Annotated in this window: 17 protein-coding genes; 4 read left to right on the top strand and 13 right to left on the bottom strand. The window is 56.9% G+C overall.

The genetic code is table 11. From position 1 onward, the window contains the following. Positions 1-78 precede the first annotated feature (78 nt). Positions 79-4,422, top strand: a complete 4,344-nt coding sequence (locus EO087_RS12075) for a DEAD/DEAH box helicase (RefSeq protein WP_128899929.1) — start codon at positions 79-81, stop codon at positions 4,420-4,422. Positions 4,423-4,835: 413 nt separating this feature from the next. Continuing rightward, positions 4,836-6,824: a M60 family metallopeptidase gene (locus EO087_RS12070; RefSeq protein WP_128899081.1), complete on the top strand. Its 1,989-nt coding sequence runs from the start codon at positions 4,836-4,838 to the stop codon at positions 6,822-6,824. A 140-nt stretch (positions 6,825-6,964) separates the two neighbouring features. Here EO087_RS12070 and EO087_RS16940 read toward each other — a convergent pair whose 3' ends face one another. From EO087_RS16940 to glnA, 5 genes are all read right to left on the bottom strand, one after another. Continuing rightward, positions 6,965-7,135 (bottom strand): N-6 DNA methylase, encoded by a 171-nt coding sequence (locus tag EO087_RS16940; protein WP_343133215.1) that lies wholly within the window; start codon positions 7,133-7,135, stop codon positions 6,965-6,967. Next, a complete protein-coding gene (gene rhuM, locus EO087_RS16935; protein ID WP_343132936.1) occupies positions 7,072-7,389 on the bottom strand; it encodes a RhuM family protein in 318 nt (105 codons plus the stop codon). Before rhuM ends, EO087_RS16940 begins: the two co-directional genes overlap by 64 nt. Positions 7,390-7,469: 80 nt before the next feature. Next, positions 7,470-7,721 carry a DUF2442 domain-containing protein gene (locus EO087_RS12055; protein ID WP_128899080.1) on the bottom strand — a complete coding sequence of 84 codons (252 nt, stop codon included), beginning with the start codon at positions 7,719-7,721 and terminating at the stop codon, positions 7,470-7,472. Positions 7,722-7,730: 9 nt separating this feature from the next. After that, positions 7,731-7,958 carry a DUF4160 domain-containing protein gene (locus tag EO087_RS12050; protein WP_128899079.1) on the bottom strand — a complete coding sequence of 76 codons (228 nt, stop codon included), beginning with the start codon at positions 7,956-7,958 and terminating at the stop codon, positions 7,731-7,733. A gap of 172 nt (positions 7,959-8,130) precedes the next feature. Further along, positions 8,131-9,540 (bottom strand): type I glutamate--ammonia ligase, encoded by a 1,410-nt coding sequence (glnA, locus tag EO087_RS12045; protein WP_128899078.1) that lies wholly within the window; start codon positions 9,538-9,540, stop codon positions 8,131-8,133. A 261-nt stretch (positions 9,541-9,801) separates the two neighbouring features. Here glnA and EO087_RS12040 point away from each other — a divergent pair, with 261 nt between their 5' ends. Continuing rightward, positions 9,802-10,599 carry an undecaprenyl-diphosphate phosphatase gene (locus EO087_RS12040; protein WP_128899077.1) on the top strand — a complete coding sequence of 266 codons (798 nt, stop codon included), beginning with the start codon at positions 9,802-9,804 and terminating at the stop codon, positions 10,597-10,599. Positions 10,600-10,772: 173 nt separating this feature from the next. Here the strand turns inward: EO087_RS12040 and EO087_RS12030 are convergent, their stop codons facing one another. Continuing rightward, positions 10,773-11,237, bottom strand: a complete 465-nt coding sequence (locus EO087_RS12030; protein ID WP_128899075.1) for a hypothetical protein — start codon at positions 11,235-11,237, stop codon at positions 10,773-10,775. Positions 11,238-11,245: 8 nt separating this feature from the next. After that, complete coding sequence (locus EO087_RS12025; protein ID WP_205744358.1) at positions 11,246-12,187, bottom strand: lytic transglycosylase domain-containing protein; 942 nt, start codon at positions 12,185-12,187, stop codon at positions 11,246-11,248. 598 nt (positions 12,188-12,785) lie between these two features. Between EO087_RS12025 and EO087_RS12015 the strand changes: the two genes are divergently transcribed. Then, positions 12,786-13,561 (top strand): IS5 family transposase gene (locus tag EO087_RS12015; RefSeq protein WP_240669003.1). Its coding sequence is split into 2 segments (ribosomal slippage): positions 12,786-13,155 and positions 13,155-13,561, totalling 777 coding nucleotides; the frame shifts between segments, so codons are not numbered across the junction. A 9-nt stretch (positions 13,562-13,570) separates the two neighbouring features. Here EO087_RS12015 and EO087_RS12010 read toward each other — a convergent pair. The 6 genes from EO087_RS12010 to EO087_RS11985 form a co-directional block, all read right to left on the bottom strand. Further along, positions 13,571-13,999, bottom strand: a complete 429-nt coding sequence (locus EO087_RS12010) for a hypothetical protein (protein WP_128899074.1) — start codon at positions 13,997-13,999, stop codon at positions 13,571-13,573. A gap of 530 nt (positions 14,000-14,529) precedes the next feature. Continuing rightward, a complete protein-coding gene (locus EO087_RS12005) occupies positions 14,530-15,030 on the bottom strand; it encodes a hypothetical protein (protein WP_128899073.1) in 501 nt (166 codons plus the stop codon). Positions 15,031-15,112: 82 nt separating this feature from the next. Next, on the bottom strand, positions 15,113-15,808 hold the full coding sequence (locus EO087_RS12000) for a lysozyme inhibitor LprI family protein (protein ID WP_128899072.1): 696 nt from the start codon (positions 15,806-15,808) through the stop codon (positions 15,113-15,115). A gap of 4 nt (positions 15,809-15,812) precedes the next feature. Next, complete coding sequence (locus EO087_RS11995) at positions 15,813-18,974, bottom strand: M23 family metallopeptidase (protein ID WP_128899071.1); 3,162 nt, start codon at positions 18,972-18,974, stop codon at positions 15,813-15,815. 23 nt (positions 18,975-18,997) lie between these two features. Beyond that, positions 18,998-19,474: a hypothetical protein gene (locus EO087_RS11990; protein WP_128899070.1), complete on the bottom strand. Its 477-nt coding sequence runs from the start codon at positions 19,472-19,474 to the stop codon at positions 18,998-19,000. Between the two features lie 50 nt (positions 19,475-19,524). Next, positions 19,525-21,831 carry a type VI secretion system Vgr family protein gene (locus tag EO087_RS11985; protein WP_128899069.1) on the bottom strand — a complete coding sequence of 769 codons (2,307 nt, stop codon included), beginning with the start codon at positions 21,829-21,831 and terminating at the stop codon, positions 19,525-19,527. Positions 21,832-21,913: the final 82 nt, after the last annotated feature.

The raw sequence follows: 21,913 nt of genomic DNA, 5'->3' as shown, positions 1-21,913 counted from the left end.
CCTATTGTTTCAGCAAATGGACAGACGTGAATTATGTATGATCGACGAACCGCACCGCTCGACCTCGGGCCATCGACGATGCCGCTGCACGCGTTCCATCCTGCCGTCTCCGCGTGGTTTGAAGCCACGTTCCCTACGCCAACTTCCGCGCAGGCGCGCGCATGGCCGGCGATCAGGGCAGGGCAGCATACGCTGGTCGCAGCGCCAACTGGCTCGGGTAAAACCCTCACCGCCTTTCTCGCGGCTATCGATGCGCTGGTGCACGAAGCCGTGGCACGCGGCGGCACCCTGCCAGACGAAACGCGCGTCGTATACGTCTCGCCTTTAAAGGCGCTGTCGAACGACATCCACATCAACCTTGAAGCGCCACTGGAAGGCATTCGCGAACAGCTAGAAAAACGCGGCCTGCCCGGTGCACCGATCCGCACCGCCGTGCGTACTGGCGACACACCCCAACCCGAGCGCAACCTGATGCGCAAGGCGCCGCCACATATTCTGGTCACCACGCCGGAATCGCTGTACGTGCTGATGGGTTCGCTGTCCGGGCGCGAGATGCTCAAGACGGTGCGCAGCGTGATCGTCGACGAAATCCACGCGGTTGCTGCGAGCAAGCGTGGCGCGCATCTGGCGCTGACCTTGGAGCGGCTTGAGGCGTTGTGCCAGCGGCCGTTGTTGCGCATTGGTTTGTCGGCGACGCAGAAGCCGATTGAAGATGTGGCGAATTTTTTGGTGGGGGAGAGGGAGAAGCGTTGCGCCATCATCGATGTCGGCCACGCGCGCGCACGCGATCTCGCCATCGAAGTGCCGCCGGTGCCGCTTGAAGCGGTGATGTCCAACGACACCTGGGAACTGGTCTACAACCAGATCGTCCAGTTAGCCGAACAACATCGCACCACCCTGGTGTTCGTGAATACCCGGCGCATGGCCGAACGCGTCGCGCGGCACCTATCCGAGCGCCTGGGCCGCGATGCGGTCGCCGCGCACCATGGCAGCCTCGCCAAAGAGCAACGGCTCGACGCCGAGCAGCGCCTGAAACGCGGCGTACTGAACGTGTTGATCGCCACGGCCTCGCTGGAACTGGGCATCGATATCGGGGACGTCGATCTGGTTTGCCAGCTCTCGTCCCCGCGCTCCATCGCCGCGTTCCTGCAACGTGCCGGCCGCTCCGGCCACGCGGTCAACGGCACACCGAAAGCGCGCCTGTTCCCCACCAGCCGCGATGATCTGATCGAATGCGCTGCACTGCTGGACTGCGTGCGCCGCGGCGAACTCGACACGCTGATGCAACCACCGCAACCGCTGGACGTGCTGGCGCAGCAGATCGTCGCCGAAGTGGCCTGCACCGAATGGGATGAAGATGCGCTGTTCGATCTGGTTCGGCGCGCTTACCCTTATCGCGCGCTGCCCCGCGAGCAATTCAACGCCATCGTGCGCATGCTGGCCGACGGTTTCACCACACGGCGCGGTGCGCGCGCGGCCTACGTACATCGCGATGCCGTGCATCACGAACTACGCGCACGACGTGGCGCCCGGCTGACCGCCGTCACCTCCGGCGGCACCATTCCTGACATGGCCGATTACCTGGTCGTGCTGGAACCACAAGCCACCATCGTCGGCACGGTCAATGAAGATTTCGCGATCGAAAGCATGGCTGGCGATATCTTCCAGCTCGGCAATACCAGTTACCGCATTCTTCGCGTGGAACGCGACCGCGTACGCGTGGAAGATGCGCAAGGCGCACCGCCGAGCATTCCGTTCTGGCTGGGGGAAGCACCCGGGCGCAGCAATGAGCTTTCGGTCGGGGTATCACGCCTGCGCGAGGAAGTGGTTGCGCGTATCGATGCGGGTGGCGTGCAGGCCGCGTTCGATTGGCTGCGCGAGACGCTGGGCTTCAACGAATCCGTTGCACAGCAGATCGTGGAATACCTGGCCAAAGCTAAGGCCGCGCTTGGGGTGCTGCCCACGCAATCCACGCTCGTGTTCGAACGCTTCTTCGATGAATCCGGCGGTACCCAGCTCGTGATCCACACGCCCTGGGGCAGCCGCATCAATCGCGCCTGGGGCCTTACGTTGCGTAAACGCTTCTGCCGCCAGTTCAATTTCGAATTGCAGGCCGCGGCAACCGAAAACGCCATCGTGCTGTCGCTTTCCACCAGCCACAGCTTTCCACTAGAAGAAGTCGCACGTTATCTACACAGCAGCAGCGCCGAACACGTGCTGGTACAAGCGCTGCTCGATGCACCGCTGTTCCCGGTGCGCTGGCGCTGGAATGCCGTCACCGCGCTGGCCTTGCCGCGCTATGTCGGCGGCAAGAAAGTCCCCGCGCCATTGCAACGCATGAAAAGCGAAGACCTGCTCGCCACCGTCTTTCCCGATCAAATAGCGTGCCTGGAAAACATCGCCGGCGAACGCCAGATTCCGGATCATCCCCTGGTCAACCAGACCGTGCACGATTGCCTGCGCGAGGCGATGGACGTGGACGGTCTGTTGCATATCCTGAAGGGCCTGGAATCTGGCGCCATCACAGTCGTTGCGCGCGACCTCACCGCGCCCAGTCCGCTTGCCAGCGAAATACTCAGCGCCGCGCCCTATGCCTTCCTCGACGATGCGCCATTGGAAGAACGCCGCACGCGTGCCGTCCAAACACGCCATTGGAACGGCATTGAAGATACCGACGATCTGGCCAAGCTCGATCCCGAAGCCATCGCCGCGGTGCGCGCCGAAGCATGGCCTGAGGTACGCAGTGCGGATGAAATGCACGAAGCGCTGAACGTGCTTGGCTTTGTTACCACCCACGAAGTCGAAGCCAATGCGGGTTGGCGCGACTGGTTACACAAGCTAGCAAACGTCCATCGCGCCACGCTCCTTACTCCTTCCCCTTGCTCGCAAGGGGAAGGGCCAAGCTCGTGCGACGTGTGGGCCTGCGCCGAAAAACTTCCTCTCTGGCAAACCATTCACGGCAGCGTATCGATGCACCCAGCCATCGCCGCACCCGCCGAATACGCCGCCCAGGGTTGGACGCGCGAAGACGCCCTGCTCGAACTGGTGCGCGGCCGCCTCACCGGTCTCGGTCCCGTCACCGTGTCCGCGCTCGCCGCCTCGCTCAGCGTGGAAATGTCCGATGTCGAACTCGCATTGATCCGCCTGCAGTCCGAAGGCTATGTGATGCAAGGCCGTTTTACGCGAGAGGCGAACGACGTCGAATGGTGCGAACGTCATCTGCTGGCACGCATCCACCGCTACACCATCGGCCGCCTGCGTCGCGAAATCGAACCCGTCAGCCGCCGCGATCTGATGCGCTTTCTGCTCGACTGGCAGCACACCACACCCACTACGCGGCTCAAAGGCCCCGATGCGCTCGGCGCCGTACTTACCCAGCTCGAAGGTTACGAAGCCGCTGCGGGCGCCTGGGAAAGTGAACTGCTTGCCGCGCGCATTGAAGACTATGCCAGCCGCTGGTTGGACGAACTCTGCCGCGCGGGCCGTATCGGCTGGAATCGCCTGCGCAGCGGCGGTGGCAGTGGCGGCCCGATACGCGCCACGCCCATTGTGCTGCTCCCACGCCGCCAGCTCGGCATCTGGACCTCCATCGCCGATCGCCATCAGGAACAGGAGCTGTTGCTGTCTTCACGCGCGCAAGCTGTTATCGATGCACTGGCCGCACACGGCGCCTTGTTCTTCGACGAACTGATCGATGGCGCGCATCTTCTACGTACGGAACTGGAAAATGCGCTCGGCGAGCTGGTCTCCGCCGGCCGTGTCACCGCCGACAGTTTCGCCGGCCTGCGTGTGCTGCTCACTCCTGCAGCCAAGCGCGAATCACCCAGGCATCGTCGTGTACGTCGTCATGCGCTGAGTGACATCGAAGATGCCGGCCGCTGGTCGCTGGTGCGCAAGTCCACGCCCCATAGCCAAGTCGGCGACGACACCGATCCGATCGAGCACATTGCCCGCACGCTGCTACGCCGCTACGGTGTGGTCTTCTGGAAATTGCTCGAACGCGAAGCCTCCTGGCTTCCAAGCTGGCGCGAACTGCTGCGCGTCTACCATCGACTGGAAGCCCGTGGCGACATCCGCGGCGGCCGTTTCGTGGAAGGCCTGATCGGCGAACAATTCGCGCTGCCCGAAGCCATCGGCCAGCTACGCAGCATTCGTCAGCGCTCCCTCGAACAGCAATGCGTCTGCCTGAGCGGCAGCGACCCGCTCAATCTTGTCGGCACCGTACTCGCTGGCGACCGCTTGCCCGCGCTGGCAGGTACCCGCGTGCTCTATGAAGATGGTTTACCTGTTGCAGCCCTGGTGGCCAACAAGTCGCAATGGTTGATCGACAGCGACCTGGTGCAGAAACGTCGCTGGTTCAATGCGTTGCTGCGTCGGGTGGCGCCGGATGGGACCAGCGACATAGGCTACTTGCGGCACTGAAAGACCGAAGCAACACGTTCCAGCAGCAACAGTCTGCGCCTTGGCTTGCGATTCCATCACCATCTGCTCGGCAATGGTGTTGCCAATCGTGCTGGCAAGCGCATTCATCGTGGTACCCCGCAGGGATTGCTGCGACAAGTTGCCGTACACCCCAACCTGTTGACCCGCACACTCTCCCGACGCGAGGCTGTGCATAGCTCTCAAATCGAGGTCTATCGTTTCACCGAACTTTCATCCTGTCTCGCCAATATTGTGCTGACGTAGCGCTCGATAAAAGCGGCGCATGTATTGCCATCCGCAAGAACTGTTTCGAGTGGGTTATTTCATCACTCCGCCTTATCCATGCCGTTGTGCGTGGATCACCAAGCGTGAACACCAAAACGGGTTTGCGTCGTCTAAAGGAGGGACATAACGTGAAAGCTTTTCTCTTTAGCATGCTGTTCTGCGGCCTATCCTGCCTGGCGCTGTCGTTACATGCGGACGACAAGCGCGTAGATATGAGACACCCACGCGAAAGAACGCCTGCGACAGAGTTGCACATACCGGCGATTCCTGCGCACAAGCGCTCCACGCAAGGCCAGACAAGAATAGCCGCACTGGATCATCCAACGTTGCACGCAGCTATTTTGCCGCCACGATTTTTCACGCTTGTGCAAGCGACGTTGCCTGATAAGCAGTTCATGATCGCGCAGCGGACAATCAACGAATTTGCGTTGACGCCGATGCGCTCGACAGGCTATTGGGTCAATGCCGGCGACACCTTGGTGATTGATTTTCAATATTCAGGTGCAGCACCTTCGCCCATGCCATCGGTGTGGATCCATTCGCTGGATGACGATACGTGGGAGTACGACGAAGCGCAGAAAGTCCGTCTGCGTTCTGGCATCAACACCATCCATGCAAGCAAGAAGGGGGCTGTCTATATCGCAGTCCAAAATCAGCCTAGCGGCGGGGTGATGACCGTCGATATTGAATCCGGCGGACATCCCATGCCCCGCTTCATACTGGGGGAGCATGGCGACTCCGATTGGGCAAACATGCTTCAGACCTATGCAAACGCTCCGTATGCCGAATTGATTAGTCAGCGAGCGATGATTACCTTGACCTTGGCACGTGCCCGACGATTCGTAGACGATCCCGTCGGAGTGCTGGAAAACTGGGATCGCATTATCAATGTCGGCGAAGCCCAATACGGCCTGGCACTGGACAACGAAGCTCCGCACGACTCTCCGCGATTGCCGCATCACTTTGTGGAATGCGTGGGCTGCGACTCTTATATGTATGCATGGCAGTATCGTACGGCGTATGCGGACGACGCCATCAAGGCCGTGGTTAACAAGCATCTGCTCGAAACCGATGGCTGGGGACCCTGGCATGAACTTGGACACATCCTTCAACACGACGACCTGACCATGGATGTCGCCCGCGACCTGTCATATCCGATGGATGACGAGACCTCCAACAACCTGACTTCCTTATGGGTTCAAACCAATCTTTTCGACCTGAAGAGCGAGCTGGAGGTGGACAATGTATGGCCGAAAATCAAACGTTATCTGGACCAAACTTCGAAGAACTGGGATCAACTGAATCCAAGCTACGACCGAGCTTACCTGTTTATCCGTCTGGGAATGTTCTGGCAGCTGCACCTGGCATTCGGGCCGACGTTCTATCCACGGTATGCGCGTGAATCTCGTGCACTGAAGGGTTATCCAGGAGTAGCAAAGGCGGAAAAGCAAGCGCGCGTGGTCATCGAAACCAGTCGTGTTGCCGGCCGCAATTTGATTCCCTTCTATGAAAAATGGGGTATGCCGATCACCGCCGCTACGCGACAGACGGTCGAGAATCTGCATTTGCCGTCGCTAGACAAGCCCATCTGGGAAAACACCGACATGTCGGCGCCATATACCTATTACGGCCCAGGCGACCAGTTGCCGCCCATCGGCGATATCGTGGTGGTGTCCGAGGTTCGAAGCGGCGATCGATTTTCGGCGGTGGCCGATGCCGGCAGCCCGGGCGGCCATGAACTTTCTTATCAATGGAGCCATGGTGGGTTTCTGGATCCGGAGGGCGCTACGACTAACACGCTCACGATCACCGCGCCCACCGTACAAGCCCCGGAACCCTTTGAGGTATCGGTAGCCGTCAGCGACGGTCTGCATTCGTCAACGTTTCATGCCACCGTGATGGTGGCGCCGAAAGAACCTGGCGGTGGCCATTGCGATGGCGTGGAAGCATGGATCAGCAGCAAGGTATACGACACGCCGGGTGTAAAGGTTTCCTACGACAACTGGCTTTATGAGGTTGTTCATTGGACGCAAAACCAGCAACCGGACGAGAATTTCATCACCGATCCCAACAGCATAGCCAAGCCATGGCGGCGGCTGGTGACTTGCACGCGGTGACGCGCGCAACGACAACGGGCGCCGAAGCGCCCGTTGTTTGTTTCACCAAGTACCATCGCAGTGCGCTTGGCACGATTTCGTTGCCATAAAAGGTTTGATGGCGAAGAAACTGTGCCTGAGCCTTGTTCAACTTCTGGCGATTAAGCCATTCGTGCACGCCCAGAAAAAAGAAGCCGCCGGTGCCGCAGGCAGGGTCCTGCCACCGTTTTCTTCGGCTCCGGTTGCACGCATTCGACCATGGCCTGGATCAGCGCGCGTGGGGTGAAGTATTTACCGGCGCCGCTCTTGGTGTCTTCCGCGTTCTTTTGCAGCGGACCTTCGTAAAGGTCGCCCTTAAGATCTTCGGAGGCCTCTTGTTCCGCCACCTGCGCTTCTTCCAAGCGGCGGCGGTCTGGCCGGTGACAGCAAAGACCAGCTTATTCTGGATGGTGGCGAAGAAGGTCTTGGCCGTTTGCGCGCTGCCGTCGTAATCGCTGCTGCTGGCTTTGAACAGATCGCGCAGCTCCTGGTAGAGCGTTTCTCGGAGCCGCGGATATCGCGGATGCGATGCAGCAGTTCGTCGCAAGATGGCGCCAGCTTTCGCGGTGTCCGATTGAGGAGGCTAACAAGCCCAGGAAACGAGCGATTTCTGTCGCTTGCGGGCTCTTACGCAGCCGAGGCATCACAAGGCTGCAACTCAGCCAGGAGTGTTTCCGGAGCGATATCTTGTTCGTGCGGCCACGTAACGGCGCCAAATAAAATGCCAACTTGATTGAAGTAATCCCTGTTCTGAAGCTCTTTGAACGCATCGTGATTCAGATAAGGCTTCACGTCAAAGATTCCGATTCTGCCGTCTTCGAGCTCTACAAAAAGCCTGTAATCATCGAGCGGTTTTACTTTTTTGACGTCCCAATACATTGGAGTACCTCAAAGTGGAGCGATCTTGTACGGGCTTTCGCCACTAATCGCCAGCTCCCAATCAGCAATCAGCTCGTCGCGGTGCAACTCTATCCACGCCTGAACGAGTCGAAGCTGCTTTTTTGGAAGTTCGCCTGCGAGGATCTCGCCTTCGGAGATGGAGACCGATGCTTCAAACTCCGCATACCTCGCGTGGATGTGAGGTGCATGGTGATGCTTGTTATCGATCAGATACATTCGGATGATTGATGCCGTAAAACATTGAGATGACCGGCATGATGCCTCCTTGGTGGGAGCGGCATGGAAGATTGTCCGAGAAACGCGGAAGGGTGTCCACGTAGTGGAGCATCCACCGGAAACATCAACGGGCGCCGAGGCGCCCGTTGATGTTCATCGCGTGCAACCGCAATCACATCGCGTAATACATCTGGAATTCCAGCGGATGCGTGCTGGCGCGGTAGCGGGTGACTTCCTGCATCTTCAGTTCGATGTAGGCATCGATGAAGTCGTCGGTGAACACACCGCCGGCCTTGAGGAAGTCGCGGTCCTTGTCCAGCGCTTCCAGTGCGGCGTCGAGGCTGGAGCACACTTGCGGAATGTTCTTTTCCTCTTCCGGCGGCAGATCGTAGAGATCCTTGTCGGCCGGCGCACCCGGATCGATCTTGTTGAGGATGCCGTCGAGGCCGGCCATCATCAGCGCGGTGAAGGTGAGATAGCCCGACTGCATCGGGTCGGGGAAGCGCAGCTCGATGCGACGGCCCTTCGGGTTCGACACGAACGGAATGCGGCAGCTCGCCGAGCGATTGCGCGCGGAGTAGGCCAGCATCACCGGTGCTTCGAAGCCCGGCACCAGGCGCTTGTAACTGTTGGTGGTGGAGTTGGCGAAGGCGTTGATGGCCTTGGCGTGCTTGAAGATGCCGCCGATGTACCACAGCGCGGTCTGCGACAGGCCACCGTAGAGATCACCGGAGAACAGGTTCTTACCTTCCTTCGCCAGCGACTGATGCACGTGCATGCCGCTGCCGTTGTCGCCGACGATCGGCTTGGGCATGAAGGTGACGGTCTTGTCGTTCTGGTGGGCAACGTTCTTGATGACGTACTTCATCGTCATCAGTTCGTCGGCCTTCCTCACCAGCGTGTTGAACTTGGTGCCGATTTCGCACTGCCCGGCGTTGGCCACTTCGTGGTGATGCACTTCCACCACCTGGCCGAGTGACTCCAGCACTTTGCACATGTCGGCGCGCAGGTCGCCCAGCGAGTCGACCGGGCTGACCGGGAAGTAGCCGCCCTTCACGCCCGGACGATGGCCGCTGTTGCCTTCGTCGTACTTGAAGCGCGAGCTCCACGCGGCTTCCTGCGATTCGATTTCATAGAACACGCGACCCATGTCGTTCTGCCAGCGCACCGAATCGAAGATGAAGAATTCCGGCTCCGGACCAAAGAAAGCGGTGTCGGCCACGCCGGTGGACTTCAGGTACGCCTCGGCGCGCTTGGCGATGGAGCGCGGATCGCGGCCGTAGGCCTGCATGGTGCTCGGCTCCAGCACGTCGCAATGCAGGACCAGCTGGGTGTGGGAGCTGAACGGATCGAGGTAGGCGGTGTCCGGATCGGGAAGCAGCACCATGTCCGACTCGTTGATGCCTTTCCAGCCCGAGATCGAGGAGCCGTCGAACATTTTGCCGTCTTCGAAGGTGGAGTCGTCGATGGCGTGGGCGGGGAAGGTCACGTGGTGGTGCTTGCCGAGCATGTCGGCAAAACGCAGGTCGACGAACTCGACCTCATGTTCCTGGATCAGGTCGAGCACTTTCTTGGTGGACATGTAAACCTCGAGGTTTCGTGAAAGGGGGTCGCGCGTGCTTCTAGGCAAACACCGTACCAGCTATGAAACACGTCTTTTTTCAATGAATTATATCAGGACCGCACATTCCAAAGCGCGGCTTATGCACCATAATGGAACTTGCTTTGCCCATTTATGGCGCTAATAAAACAGCACTGCCAAGGCATCTGGCGTGAGGGAAACAGACTTTAAGCTATACCGCTTGTGCCGCCTCCCGCCACGCACCCCAAAGGAGTTCTCCGCGTGCATGACCTGATCAACATCATCCTGCTCGGCATTGTCGAGGGTATTACCGAATTCCTGCCGATCTCCAGTACCGGCCACCTGCTGATCGCCGAAAGTTTCGGGTTGGGTGCGCGTTCGGAACTGTTCAACGTGGGCATCCAGGCGGGGGCGATCCTGGCGATCACGCTGATCTACTGGAAGCGGATCTGGCAGTTGCTGACGCAGTGGCGGGCTCCGGCCAATCGCGCGTATCTGTTCAAACTGTCCGTGGCGTTCCTGATTACTTGCGCGCTCGGCCTGGTGGTCACGCACTTTGGCTTCAAGCTGCCGGAAACGGTGACGCCGATCGCGTGGGCGTTGGTGATCGGCGGTTTCTGGATGCTGGGTGCGGAGGCGATGGCGGCCAGACAGGTCGATTGCAGCGAGGTCACCTGGCGCGTGGCGATTCTGGTCGGCATCGCGCAGATGGTGGCGGGCATTTTTCCCGGCACCTCGCGCTCGGGTGCGACGATCTTCACAGCGATGCTGGCCGGCACCAGCAATCGGCCGGCGGCGACGGAGTTCTCGTTCCTGGTCGGCATTCCCACCATGTACGCGGCCACGGCTTACGAGTTGTTGAAGGTGTTCAAGCAGGGTGGCGCCGCGCACGAAGACTGGACGGCGCTGATCGTCGGATTCGTGGTGTCGCTGATCGTGGCGTTCGTGGCCGTGAAATGGCTGCTGGGCTACATCCGCACGCATCGCTTTACGTGGTTTGCTTGGTATCGCATTGCGCTGGGCGCGGCACTGTTGTTGCTGATGCCGGCGGGGGCTTGATTCGCTGCACCGCGAGCTGCAGGGCACGACACCAGATCACCCACTCGCGCCACATTGCGCCCGTCAATGCTCATGGTGCTCGAGCCGGTCAAGATTTTTCCGCCGCAGGTTGTATTGTCACCCACCCATGCGATGAACTGCATTTTTCTACTCCTTGAGTGTGCCCATGAAAATTATTTTCGTGACTTGGGGACATACAATTTCCCGTCAAAAATATACGCCTTAGATTCGCTTTCACCCGAAGTGCCAGCGGAGATGACAATGTCAGCCATCCCATTATGAAATATGTTCGATGGAATCAACGCGTACCCTCCAGTGGAAAGAAGCAAGGAGATACGCTGCGAGTTAGTCTGTGCAATTATCCAGATAGGAGCTAAAGCAGCTCCCCAGCCACACCCATCCGCCGTCGTGACAAACCATGTTTTATTTAGATCGCTTATGGATAGCACAACTTCAACATCTCTTGTTTTGCAGTTCAACTGTTTGAAGGTGGCAAAGGATTTATCGTTGACGACCGCCGAATCAACATCAGTAGGCACAACGCGCAAATTTTTGTCTTCGATCGAAGTTGAAGGTTCTTTGCAATAAGCATGGGTTGCAAGGAAAAATGAAAAAAACGCGAAAAAAACGAATCTCATGTATCTCCTCAATCCGCTATGTCGGCGCAAATGTTAGCCACGATGGTGTCGAACCAAGGCATTACACTTGATTCTGATATTTGTCGACCGCCGTATGCTAATGATGGGCCATCGTGATGGTAGGCATATATATCTATGAATAAATTTCGTCCCTTTGCACCTCCATTCTGAGCCAACCTCTTATTTTCAAGGTAATGCTCGACCATTGCCTCTGCTCCTTGTTCGGCGTCAAAGCGCTGCTCATCTGTCCTGATTCCGTAAGCGGTAGCGGTTTGGTCGACGAACTGCCCAAGTCCAGACGCCGACGTTGTACCAGCGGCCGCATCGGGGTTGAATCCAGATTCATGTCTCGTCATTGCGAGAACCATGGCAATATCTTCTCGACTGAGACGGTGCGCCCGAGCTTTTTCAACAAGAATGTCGATTACTTGCATCTGAACTTGTTTGCTTGCGTCTCCCGCCCGCCTACTATTACCGGCTAATCGTCCAGGTTTCGTGTCTATGGAAAGACGGTAGTGGCTGTGAGTAACAATCTGACTATCACGATATGCTGGTGCGGCTCTTTTAACTAGTATTGCATCGTAGTTAATGCATTTGCATGGTGACGAGAAATTCCCCACCAACGCAATCGGATGAATGTGATACACCACCGGACTATCCGGAAATCCCGCCACCTTGCCCTTCACCTCGTTCCACCATTGCAACTTGTGAATGCGTTGCACCTCGCACTCCCAGTTCTGCCGCGCGTGGCGCATCAACGGCGTGATCGCTTTCCATCGGCCCATGTTGCCGCTCCATTCGCTTTCATAACGCAGGATCAGCTGGCTGATCTCGCTGGCGAGCCACGGGAGGCGCATGGCCTCCTGCAAGGCGCGCGCGGTGACGATGCTGTACTTGTTCTTGGGCAGTTCGCGGCCGTAGGTATCCTTCTTGACGTGTTTGCCCAGCACCTGCTCCAGCCGGCGCAGCAGCGGGCTGGCATTGACTCGTTCCGCCGCCTCTTTGTATTTCCCCGCTTCTTGCCAGTCCGCCGAGCCAGTGACAGCAGGGGAAGTTCAGGATTTTTTGTAAAATCGACAATTTATCCTGGTCATATTGATGGATAGGCTGAATTGAACGTTGCGTAGTTGTACTTGCCAGTGGTCTGCTTAAGGCGGCGACCTCGATAGCACCATCCATCGCCGCTTTCGATGGATCCACTTCCAAGATCAGTCCTTCTTTCTTCCTCTTTCATCGCATTTGCATTTTACGGACAGAAATTTATCGCATTGCAGTTGATCCAACGCTCGATCACGACTCCATCTGCACGGATATATAGAATTTTCCAAAACTTTAAATCATCAGAAATGTTTAGTAACTTCACATAGTCGTCCTTTATCACGTAGGTATTGGTGGCAAAGGAATTTGATGGGTAATCGTATAAATAAGCCCCTTCAATTACTACCCGGCGTTCTCCACGATGTTTATCATCGGATGTCTTTTTTAGCTAGAGCCTGTCGTCATGAGGTGTTGAAATATGGTTAACTACCTGCCATCGAATCTTGCTGGATGGAATCCTCTGTGACTGCAGCCTATCGACGCCATGACATCTCCGATGAAAAATGGGGTTTGCTTGAACCCCATTTGCCGGGTCAAGCGGGCCGATGGGGGCGTGTAGCCAAAGATAATCGGCAATTCATCAACGCAGTGTTCTGGATACTTCGCACCGGAGCGCCGTGGCGAGATTTACCACCCGAGTACGGCGATTGGAAGAATACCCATCGGCGCTTTTGTCGCTGGCGCGATAACGGCACATGGGAAGGTCTGTTGGAACGTGTGATGGATGAGCCGGACTTTGAGTGGCTGATGATCGATGCCAGTCACTGCAAGGTTCATCCTCATGCAGCGGGAGCTCGTGGCGGCAATCAGGGCATAGGTCTCACAAAAGGGGGCGCAACACCAAGATACATTTGGCCGTGGATGCGCATGGTATGCCAGTCCGAATTCTTGTTACAGAGGGTACCCGGGCAGATTGTTCGCAGGCCGCGGAACTGATCAAAGACATTCCTGCTGAGCATCTCATGGCCGACAAAGGTTATGACAGTGATGCCATTGTTGAGCAGGCTCATGAGCAAGGCATGCAGGCGCATATTCCGCCACGTAAAAACCGAAAAGAGCCGCGCGACTACGACACGTACCTGTATCGTCATCGCCACCTGGTTGAGAATGCGTTTTTGTACCTGAAACAGTGGCGTGGTGTGGCGACACGCTACGCGAAGAATCTGTCCTCTTTCCTTGCCGCTGTGCAAATTCGCTGCCTCGTCATGTGGCTCAGAATCTTATGACGACATGCTCTAAGCTTTGTATGGCCCGTAAAAGAAATCGCCGCTTGGGTTCTTGATGACCTGCCAAATCAGATCATTTCCAACCCTCGAAAGCCTAGCAACTCCATCTTTTGCTCCAAAGAAAGAGTAAAAATGGACTTCCGTCGAGCTATCATCTGGCGCAGCTCGACCGGTGATATTGATTTCTTCACCATCAGGGTCACAGTCAATCCTGTTTCCGCCCTGAGTTATAAAGCAATAAGATCCTTGAATTTTTCCATCGTTGCCCTCCACCAATCTGATATCGAAAGTGGAATAGGGCTTTTTTGATGTGTCTATGTACTGGACATATCTCCATTCGCCCGAAAATGATTTGTTGGCATGAACTACGTTGAAATAAGAAGCCAGAAAAATCCAAGCGATCGCCTTCGCAACCAAGGCGCTGTATATCTTTATCATATGTTCGTCCTTAGACAGTCATCCACCCGATTTAGCCCATCCGATTACACACATCGGAGATGATGCGATGGGTGCCGATTTGCCGGAACGACACCAGGTCAGCCACTCGCGCCACATTGCGGCCTTCAATGCTCATGGTGTACGAGCCGGTCAAGATTTTTGGTCCCTCGAAAGTTTGGATGAAAAATCTTTGTAAAAATCATTCAATTTATCATCGGATAATTTGAAGTTGCTTTGTGCGAATTCTTCAGGTGCATGCGTAGTTCTGCCATTGCAAAGAACTCCCGCGTCGACCGGGCTCAGGATCGATAAAACAAAAATGCTAAAAAGAGGAGTTCTTTCATGGTTTGTAGCAGCCAACAAACGTCTTCGTAACAGGTGTTATCTTGTCTCCGTTATCATTGAGGACGAACAGATCTGTCCAACTTAGCGTCAAAGCCAATGCAACACATTTAATAGTCGCCTTCATTGCTCAGCTCGCCTTGTGCTTTGTCGCGCTCAGGTTCTGTCGGGTCCAAAAGATTTTGGCTTTAGCTTGCGCACCTATGAAAAAGAATAACGTTTCTTTTTTCGTAAAAATCAGGTTGATTAACCCACTGATACAAAAATGACTTTGTGTTATAGAATCCACTCCAATTTAATCTCATGCTATTTTTTCCATCAATCTCACCAATGGCAATTGGAATATTTTTTGAGAAATCTGCCCAATCCAGATTAATTCCACCTCTTCCTAGATCGGACGGCGAATCAAAATAGATTGATATTAAATTGTCTTCTACACCACTTATTTTTAGATGGATATTAATATTAATCTGGTTTGAATTAATGACAAAGTTAGCGCGAAGGTTATTTCCTACCTTGAAGCCTTCAAATCTTTCGCAATTTGGCGACCATCGACCCTCAAATTCATTCGAACCATTTGCAAGGGTTGACGATACCCCAGCATCCGGCCCTGCTGTCGCGCGACAACCTTCGAATGCTGCGGCCAGAAATAGAAGGGCTAGAATTTTTTCGATCGTATCTTTTTTCATTTTAGTAATTCACCCTGACGTACTTTCAAGGTTGTGTGTCCTTTGATTTCATCTTCCTCGGGGACATACAATTCTTTCTTCCTCATATCATCTCGCCACACATCTCCCGACTTGACGTAATTGGAGGGGATATGGACTGTGCCCAACTTCGAGCCATGACGTCGCAGGTCGGGCAGATCGCTGGTCCATGGCCGCATCTTAATGGATAGCTGTAAAAGTTTTGCCTAGCTACGCAGAGATTCCTTTCTTCGTGTAAGCGCTGAACGGCCAGTATGCAGTTTTTGCTTACATATGCGCCCCAATGTTGATCGTCTTTACTTGCCGGTTGCTTGGAGAGTTTCTCGATAAATCGATCTCTATTCCCGCCTTCATACAGCTTTGCGACCACATCCACCGCGTGTAAGAAGCTGTCCCCTCCGATACCAGAGTCAAGATAATGAAGCTCATTTATGCGCGCCCTTGTGACCTCATCCAAGCACGTCCATTTATCAATCCCAGCTTCCTCGCCTGGCGACGTTGCATCATAGGCCGCTTGACATGTGCTCTCTTTATATTTGATCCATTCACGCTGGGCATCCACCAATAGCGCCTTTTGGTCCCTCGAAAGTTTGGATGAAAAATCTTTGTAAAAAACATTCAATTGATCATCAGATAATTTGAAGTTACTTTGTGCGCACTCTTCAAGTGCATGTGTTGTTTTGCCATTGCAAAGAACTCCCGCGCCGGCTAGATTTGGAAGCGACAGAATAAAAACAGATAAAACGAAGAGCTTTTTCATGATTCTATCTCCAACAATTACATGTCATTCCACTTTCAAAAAGAATGGCCTCTTGTTCTCTACGTTCTACTAAGCCGCCTTGACCGCTGCCGGCCCATAGAGACTTCATCGATCGCAATTGAACAGGAACGTCTTTCGTCTTACTGTTCTCGATATCGGATTTAATGGATCTCATTTGTTCGCGAGTTTTCTGGTGCGGCTTGTCGACAAGCCCAGGGCCGCGATTTATTACAAGACTTAGTAGCGCCCCTTGGCAATGAGGGTGCAATTTTGTCACCCCAGGAAATGCATCTACCGTATATTGTGCATATCTCCCCTTCATTACCACGGCCAGACGAAGCGCCATGTCTCGACTAATCGAAATGTTTGCTAACGAAGGTAGCAAATTCCTAGCAGTGTCGCCGTGTAGTCCTGATGCTTGCTGAAGGCTTGTGATTTGCTCAGGCGAGAAGATCCCGCTCAACTCGGAGGCAATTGTTGCAGACGTTTGTTGACCGAGATCGTATCCGTATCCAACGGTAACGCCGCTCGATTGATCGCCGGACGGAACGTATGGGTGAGCTCTGTAGTCCTCTGTGGAGAGCACGAATTCGAATGCTCGTTTCGAAACTTGAAATATCCCTTCGCTAGTCTGGAATTCGACTACTTTTGTTTTGCAGCTTTCTGGGCATGCGCCTTCGAAATTCCCCACCAACGCAATCGGATGAATGTGATACACCACCGGGCTGTCCGGAAATCCCGCCACCTTGCCCTTCACCTCGTTCCACCATTGCAACTTGTGAATGCGTTGCACCTCGCACTCCCAGTTCTGCCGCGCGTGGCGCATCAACGGCGTGATCGCTTCCCATCGGCCCATGTTGCCGCTCCATTCGCTTTCATAACGCAGGATCAGGTGGCTGATCTCGCTGGCGAGCCACGGGAGGCGCATGGCTTCCTGCAAGGCGCGCGCGGTGACGATGCTGTACTTGTTCTTGGGCAGTTCGCGGCCGTAGGTATCCTTCCTGACGTGTTTGCCCAGCACCTGCTCCAGCCGGCGCAGCAGCGGGCTGGCATTGACTCGTTCCACCGCCTCTTTGTATTTCCCCGCTTCTTGCCAGTCCGCCGAGCCGGTGACAACGAGGTTGCGCTGGAACGCATCGGTCAAGGCGATGCCGGTTGCATCTACGACTTCAAAACCCGGCCATGCCCATGGGCTGACCCATTCGCTGCCCGGGTGGTTCTGGCTCAGCCAGCCGGTGGTGGATTTCCCATCGGCGGTGCCCACATCGAAGCGCCACCACCGATGTCCCTGATCATCGACGGCGCGGTCGCGGCCATCGAGACCCTCCAGCTCGGCACGGGTGTGGGTTTCGATAAAGTCGCTGGTCGGCCCGTTCGCCGCGTTAACCTGCAGGGGAAATCGCGACCAGGCCGGCGTGGTGGCAGTGACCTGCGCCAGCTTGTCCCGCTCGATCCAGACCGGCGATCCGTCACGCTCGATATCGTGATGGCCCCACGGTGATCGGTACATCGGCTGGACCTTGACCCAAGGACCGTCGCTGGGGCTGTCCGCGGTGGGTTTGGCCTCGGCAAACGCGGAGGGATACATGTCGGCCAGTTGCCGATCAGAGGGTGTCGCGCTGGCGACGAACCGCGTGCCGGCCTTCACCATCAGCACGGTCTTCTGCTCGGCGGGAAGCTGTGCGGCGCGCGCCCGGCTCCTGTCCAGGAACGCTTTGAAGTCCTCGCCCGCAAACACTTCCAGATGCAGCAACTGGCGCATGGGCAGCGGCGGCAGTGGCGTGGATCGCTCGTAGTCGATGTACTCGCCGAGCTGGCCTAGCAATGTGCCGGCTTTGATGGGAATGGGCTCCGGCGGAATGACGACGCTGCCGACACCGGTCGGCGCCGTAACGGCATGCTGTTCGTGCAGGTAAATCCAGCCCCAGTCGCCGCGCGGCGTGACCGGTCTGGTTTTGTCGTTGCCGGGCGCGTACCACGGCCCGTTCAGATCGTCGTCGCCGCCGAATGTGCCGCCACTGTCGGGGCTGATCATGCCGCCTGCGCTAATGGAGATGATGTGACCCCAGGGGCCGTGCTTTTCGCCGATGCGAACTTCACTACCCTCGGGCAGGAAGCCCACCAACGCTCCGGCGGTGTAACGCCCGCGCGTATCGGCCTTGGGCTCCGTGCGTACTCGCGCGCCCTTGGTCTCGCCACCGCGTTGCCGGTCGGCATTGCCGATGCGAAACGCCTCCACGCCGATCCACCATCCGGGTCGCTTGAGCGCACCCTCAGCCAGATAGGTCGACCAGTCCGCCATATGCATGGCGAGGCTGTAGAGCGTTTGCGTGTCGCTGGCCGACACCGGACTGTTCGGCACGGACGGCAACGCCAGGGTGTGCCGCACCAGCACGAAGCCGGTTGAATACATCGCCCAGTGATCGTCCTGCGTGAAATGCAGCTTCGGATAGGTGTCATCGAGTTTGTAAGCGACGATCTCGCCATCAGCGATGCAGCGCACACCATCGGCCTGATCGAAGCTGCCGGCGGTCGCAGCGCCGAAGTGCACGCCGCCGTGGGGAAAACCATTAACGCCTATGGGGAAGTAACCATCGTCCATCTGTGAAAAGGCGCCGAAGAACGTTTGCCGGCCGGTAATTTCCGTGCGGCCATCTTTGGCACGGAAGGGATAGCTCCAAGCTTTGACCGGATTGAGCGCCAAAGCCGAATCGGTATTTGCCTCACGTTGATTCCACCATTCTTGTGGATTGATGCGCTTCCCTTGTGGATCTTCTATTTGATAGTGAACGTGCTGAGCGAACTGAGTTGGACCGCCAGGACCACGGCCACCCATGGTGCCTATCGAGCCTCCAGAAGCAACGCGCTGACCCACCTGCACACTCTGGTCGTTCGTATGCAGGATCTCATGGCTGTAGCCTTCGACATCGCGAATCTTGATGGTCCCGAATTGGCCGCCAACGAAAGTTACCTCACCGTCAACGGGCGAGTTGATGGTGGGATGCGTTAGATTGAGACCATTTTGTCCACCTGTGTAATTGAAGTCGACCCCATCGTGTGGTCGGTAGTTACGAATTGGATTGGTTGCTCCATAGTGATCCGTGATGTGGGCCGATTTGCCTTGTTGCTCAGGCAGCATCCGCTGCATAACTTCATCGAAACTCATTGCATTCCTTCCAGGTGAACTGCTTACATGGACTGGTCATCGACACTGATAAGCATCCAACAGCCGGCTCGAAAGCCGAATTCGTACACGACAAGTGCGCCGTTATCGGTGCCGGACACCTTGACGCTGCGACCATTTTTTGACGGCTTTCTGATCGTCGTTTTCGCTCGATATGCCTCTTGGTCGGCCTTGCTTGGCATGATTGGGAAGCGGATATCTGCCAAGCGCAGCCATTGCGTCCTCGGCACCGGCTCGGGATTGGCATGCATAAATTCGGTACTCTTCAACGGCACTTGCGTGTAGGCGCGCTGAATCGCCACGTCATCGGCAAATGCCTGAAGGAATTTATCGAAATTCCGACTTGGGCAGGCTACTGACGACTGTTCAGTTGCACTAGATGGCCGCGAAATGGCCGCTGCGCCTAAGTTGGACTGCAACAGGGTGATAGGCATCATCAGGAGCATCGATACGACAAAGCGTGCAGTGATGTTCTTTGGCATGTGTGAGTTCTCGTTATTCTTTAGGTTCTCTGGAGTACCCGCTTCGGTGATCAGCCCGAGAACTTCGAGCCATGACGTCGCAGGTCAGGCAGTTCACTTGTCCATGGCAGGGTGTCTTTCCTGATCTGTGAATCCGGCGTCCGCCTCTCCCACGCCGCGCATTTTTCGAGAATGTCGCCCGGCGTGCCGCTTTCGATGCGCGTGGCATCGAGGCGGATGTAGGAGCCACCGGCACCGATCCACACCTCTTTTTTCGCGGACAGGATGAGTTTGCCGTTGGTGCTGGTCACGGTCACATCCTTGAGGGCGGACAGTGCCATCGCGTCGTTCTGCGCCTGGATGGCGACTTTGCCCCGACTGGCGATGAGCGATAGCCCCATCTTCTGCGCGAACAGGCTGATCAGTTCGCCGGCCGCCACGCGAAACTTGCGTAGCACGCCCACGTCGGCGCTTTCGCCCGCAGTGAAAGTGAGGTTCTTTCCGGCACTGTGCTGGATCGTGTCTGGTGTGGTGAAGGCAATGGACGAGCGTGCCGACAACACCATCACAGCCTGTTGTAGTTCCTTGAGCTGCGTTTGCAGGACCTCGTTCATCGCCTTGACGTCAGACGCTTCGGCCTGTGCGTCGCGGGTCACCTGCGCCAAACTTTCCATCTGCGCATGCGCGGACTGGAGTTGCCGCATGGCTTCCTGCATGTCGAGCTGCGCGCCCTGGGCACCGGGCCGATCGTCGGTGCTGATGAACAACCCTTTGCCGGCGCGCACGGCGCCGTGCGCCGACGTGCGCAGCTCAAAGCCCTCACCGCGCTTCTCGCGGTTGCCGTTGACCATATGGCCAAGCGTGAGTTGGCTCTTGCCCGAATGCTGCGTGCTGAACTTGACGTGCTCCTGGTCCTTCCAGTCTTCCATCTGCAGCTTGTTGTCGCTTTGCGTGCGGATCACGTTGCGCGACAGCCAGCGGTCCTGGGTGGTGATCAGGTCGACGGCTTGGCTGTGGTGGTGGAAGGCGGCGATATAGGGCTTGTTCGGGTCGCCGTCGCGGAACTCGATGACGGCTTCGTCGCCATCCAGCGCGGGGAAGTGCATGCCGGTCTGCCGCTTGCCGGCGAAGGGTTTGGCAAGACGCAACGGCACGCTTTCGCCACCGGGATTCCAGGCATCGAAATCCAGATCGAAGCGCACCACGTAGTAGCCGGCCTTGGTCAGGTAGGCGTACTTGTATTTGCTCGGCGAGGTGACGCGCGCGGATAGCGTGCCGTGGATCTTCGGCCACGACGCCTCGTCGAGCGGCAGGCGGAAGCGCCGGTCGGCCGGTATCGCTTTGAAGCTGTTGCGATACGCCTGGTCGCGCGCGCCGCGGTGGATCACCTCGGTGATCACCATGCCGTTCGGTGCATCGGGCAAAGGCTCGGTGGTGTGGGTGATGCGCGCGCAGCGCAGGCCGGGATGGGTGGTCTCGCCCTGATAGCGCACCTGCCCGCTGATGGCGGCTTCGTGGCGCAGTTGTGCTTCCCATTGGGCTTGTTTCTGATCCAGATGACCGGTGCCGTAGATATACGGCTGGCCGTAAGTCGTGGTGTCCTTACTCGCGACATTGGCTTCGGCCTGGATACGCTCCCACGCCAGATCCGGGTTATAGTCGGCCACCCGGAACGACTGCGGCACGGTTCGCGCGTGCGTTTCGAGTGCAAGGATGGCGTCACCGCCGGCATTCAGGCCAGCGGGTTCACGGAAAGGCAGGGTCAGCGTGGGGAGGTATATATAATGGTCGATGTCGTCCCCGAGCACGAGAAGATCCCCGTGTTCGCCTTCTTCGACGTAGGAAAATAAGCCTTCCTGTTCCATGAGTATTTTCATGAAACATGCGTCGCTGCACTGATACTGAAATCTAAAAGTATATTCCGGGTACTTGCGGCGCAGCTTGAAGATGAACTGGTGCCCCTTGAAGCCGTGACGGCGCAGGATCGCCTCGATGATCTGCGGCGCGGTCTGATGCTGGAAGATGCGGCTGGCGCGCGTGAGACGCAGGCGCGCGACGTGCGGTTCGATCACGATGCGATAGGTGTATTCGTCCTGGCTGCGCCGCAGTTGACTGAAGGCGGTGATGCAACCGGCGAAGCGGCGCGGCGTGCCGTCGGCGGACAGCATGCGGAAGCTCGCATCCTTGCCGACCATCTCCGCGCGCGTGAGCGCCTCGGGATGCGTGAGCGTGATGCGGTAGTAATGGCCGAGCTGTTCGTGTACTTCGAACTCGCGCACGGACGACGCTTCGTTGCGCGCAAAGCCGGTGACGTCGACGAAGTAGCGCTGATGGAGCGGCGGCGCGATGGCCGCCACGATATCGTTCGGGTCGTGCATTGATGACTCCCTGCGGAATGCTTGACCGGCGCGCTAGCGCGCGGGCAGGGCACGACGTTAGCCGCTTGGCATGTCAGGGGAT

The organism is Dyella sp. M7H15-1 (assembly GCF_004114615.1).
Lineage (GTDB): Bacteria > Pseudomonadota > Gammaproteobacteria > Xanthomonadales > Rhodanobacteraceae > Dyella_B.
Note: the sequence above shows the minus strand (reverse complement) of the source record. Positions and strands in the feature narration are given on the sequence as shown.

Bases quoted from the DNA above. Each gene is read 5' to 3' on its own strand.
- EO087_RS12075 (WP_128899929.1), top strand. From the start codon at position 79: ATGCCGCTGCACGCGTTCCATCCTGCCGTCTCCGCGTGGTTTGAAGCC.
- EO087_RS12055 (WP_128899080.1), bottom strand. From the start codon at position 7,721: ATGTATTGGGACGTCAAAAAAGTAAAACCGCTCGATGATTACAGGCTT.
- EO087_RS12050 (WP_128899079.1), bottom strand. From the start codon at position 7,958: ATGTATCTGATCGATAACAAGCATCACCATGCACCTCACATCCACGCG.
- glnA (WP_128899078.1), bottom strand. From the start codon at position 9,540: ATGTCCACCAAGAAAGTGCTCGACCTGATCCAGGAACATGAGGTCGAG.
- EO087_RS12030 (WP_128899075.1), bottom strand. From the start codon at position 11,237: ATGAGATTCGTTTTTTTCGCGTTTTTTTCATTTTTCCTTGCAACCCAT.
- EO087_RS12010 (WP_128899074.1), bottom strand. From the start codon at position 13,999: ATGATAAAGATATACAGCGCCTTGGTTGCGAAGGCGATCGCTTGGATT.
- EO087_RS12005 (WP_128899073.1), bottom strand. From the start codon at position 15,030: ATGAAAAAAGATACGATCGAAAAAATTCTAGCCCTTCTATTTCTGGCC.
- EO087_RS12000 (WP_128899072.1), bottom strand. From the start codon at position 15,808: ATGAAAAAGCTCTTCGTTTTATCTGTTTTTATTCTGTCGCTTCCAAAT.
- EO087_RS11995 (WP_128899071.1), bottom strand. From the start codon at position 18,974: ATGAGTTTCGATGAAGTTATGCAGCGGATGCTGCCTGAGCAACAAGGC.
- EO087_RS11990 (WP_128899070.1), bottom strand. From the start codon at position 19,474: ATGCCAAAGAACATCACTGCACGCTTTGTCGTATCGATGCTCCTGATG.
- EO087_RS11985 (WP_128899069.1), bottom strand. From the start codon at position 21,831: ATGCACGACCCGAACGATATCGTGGCGGCCATCGCGCCGCCGCTCCAT.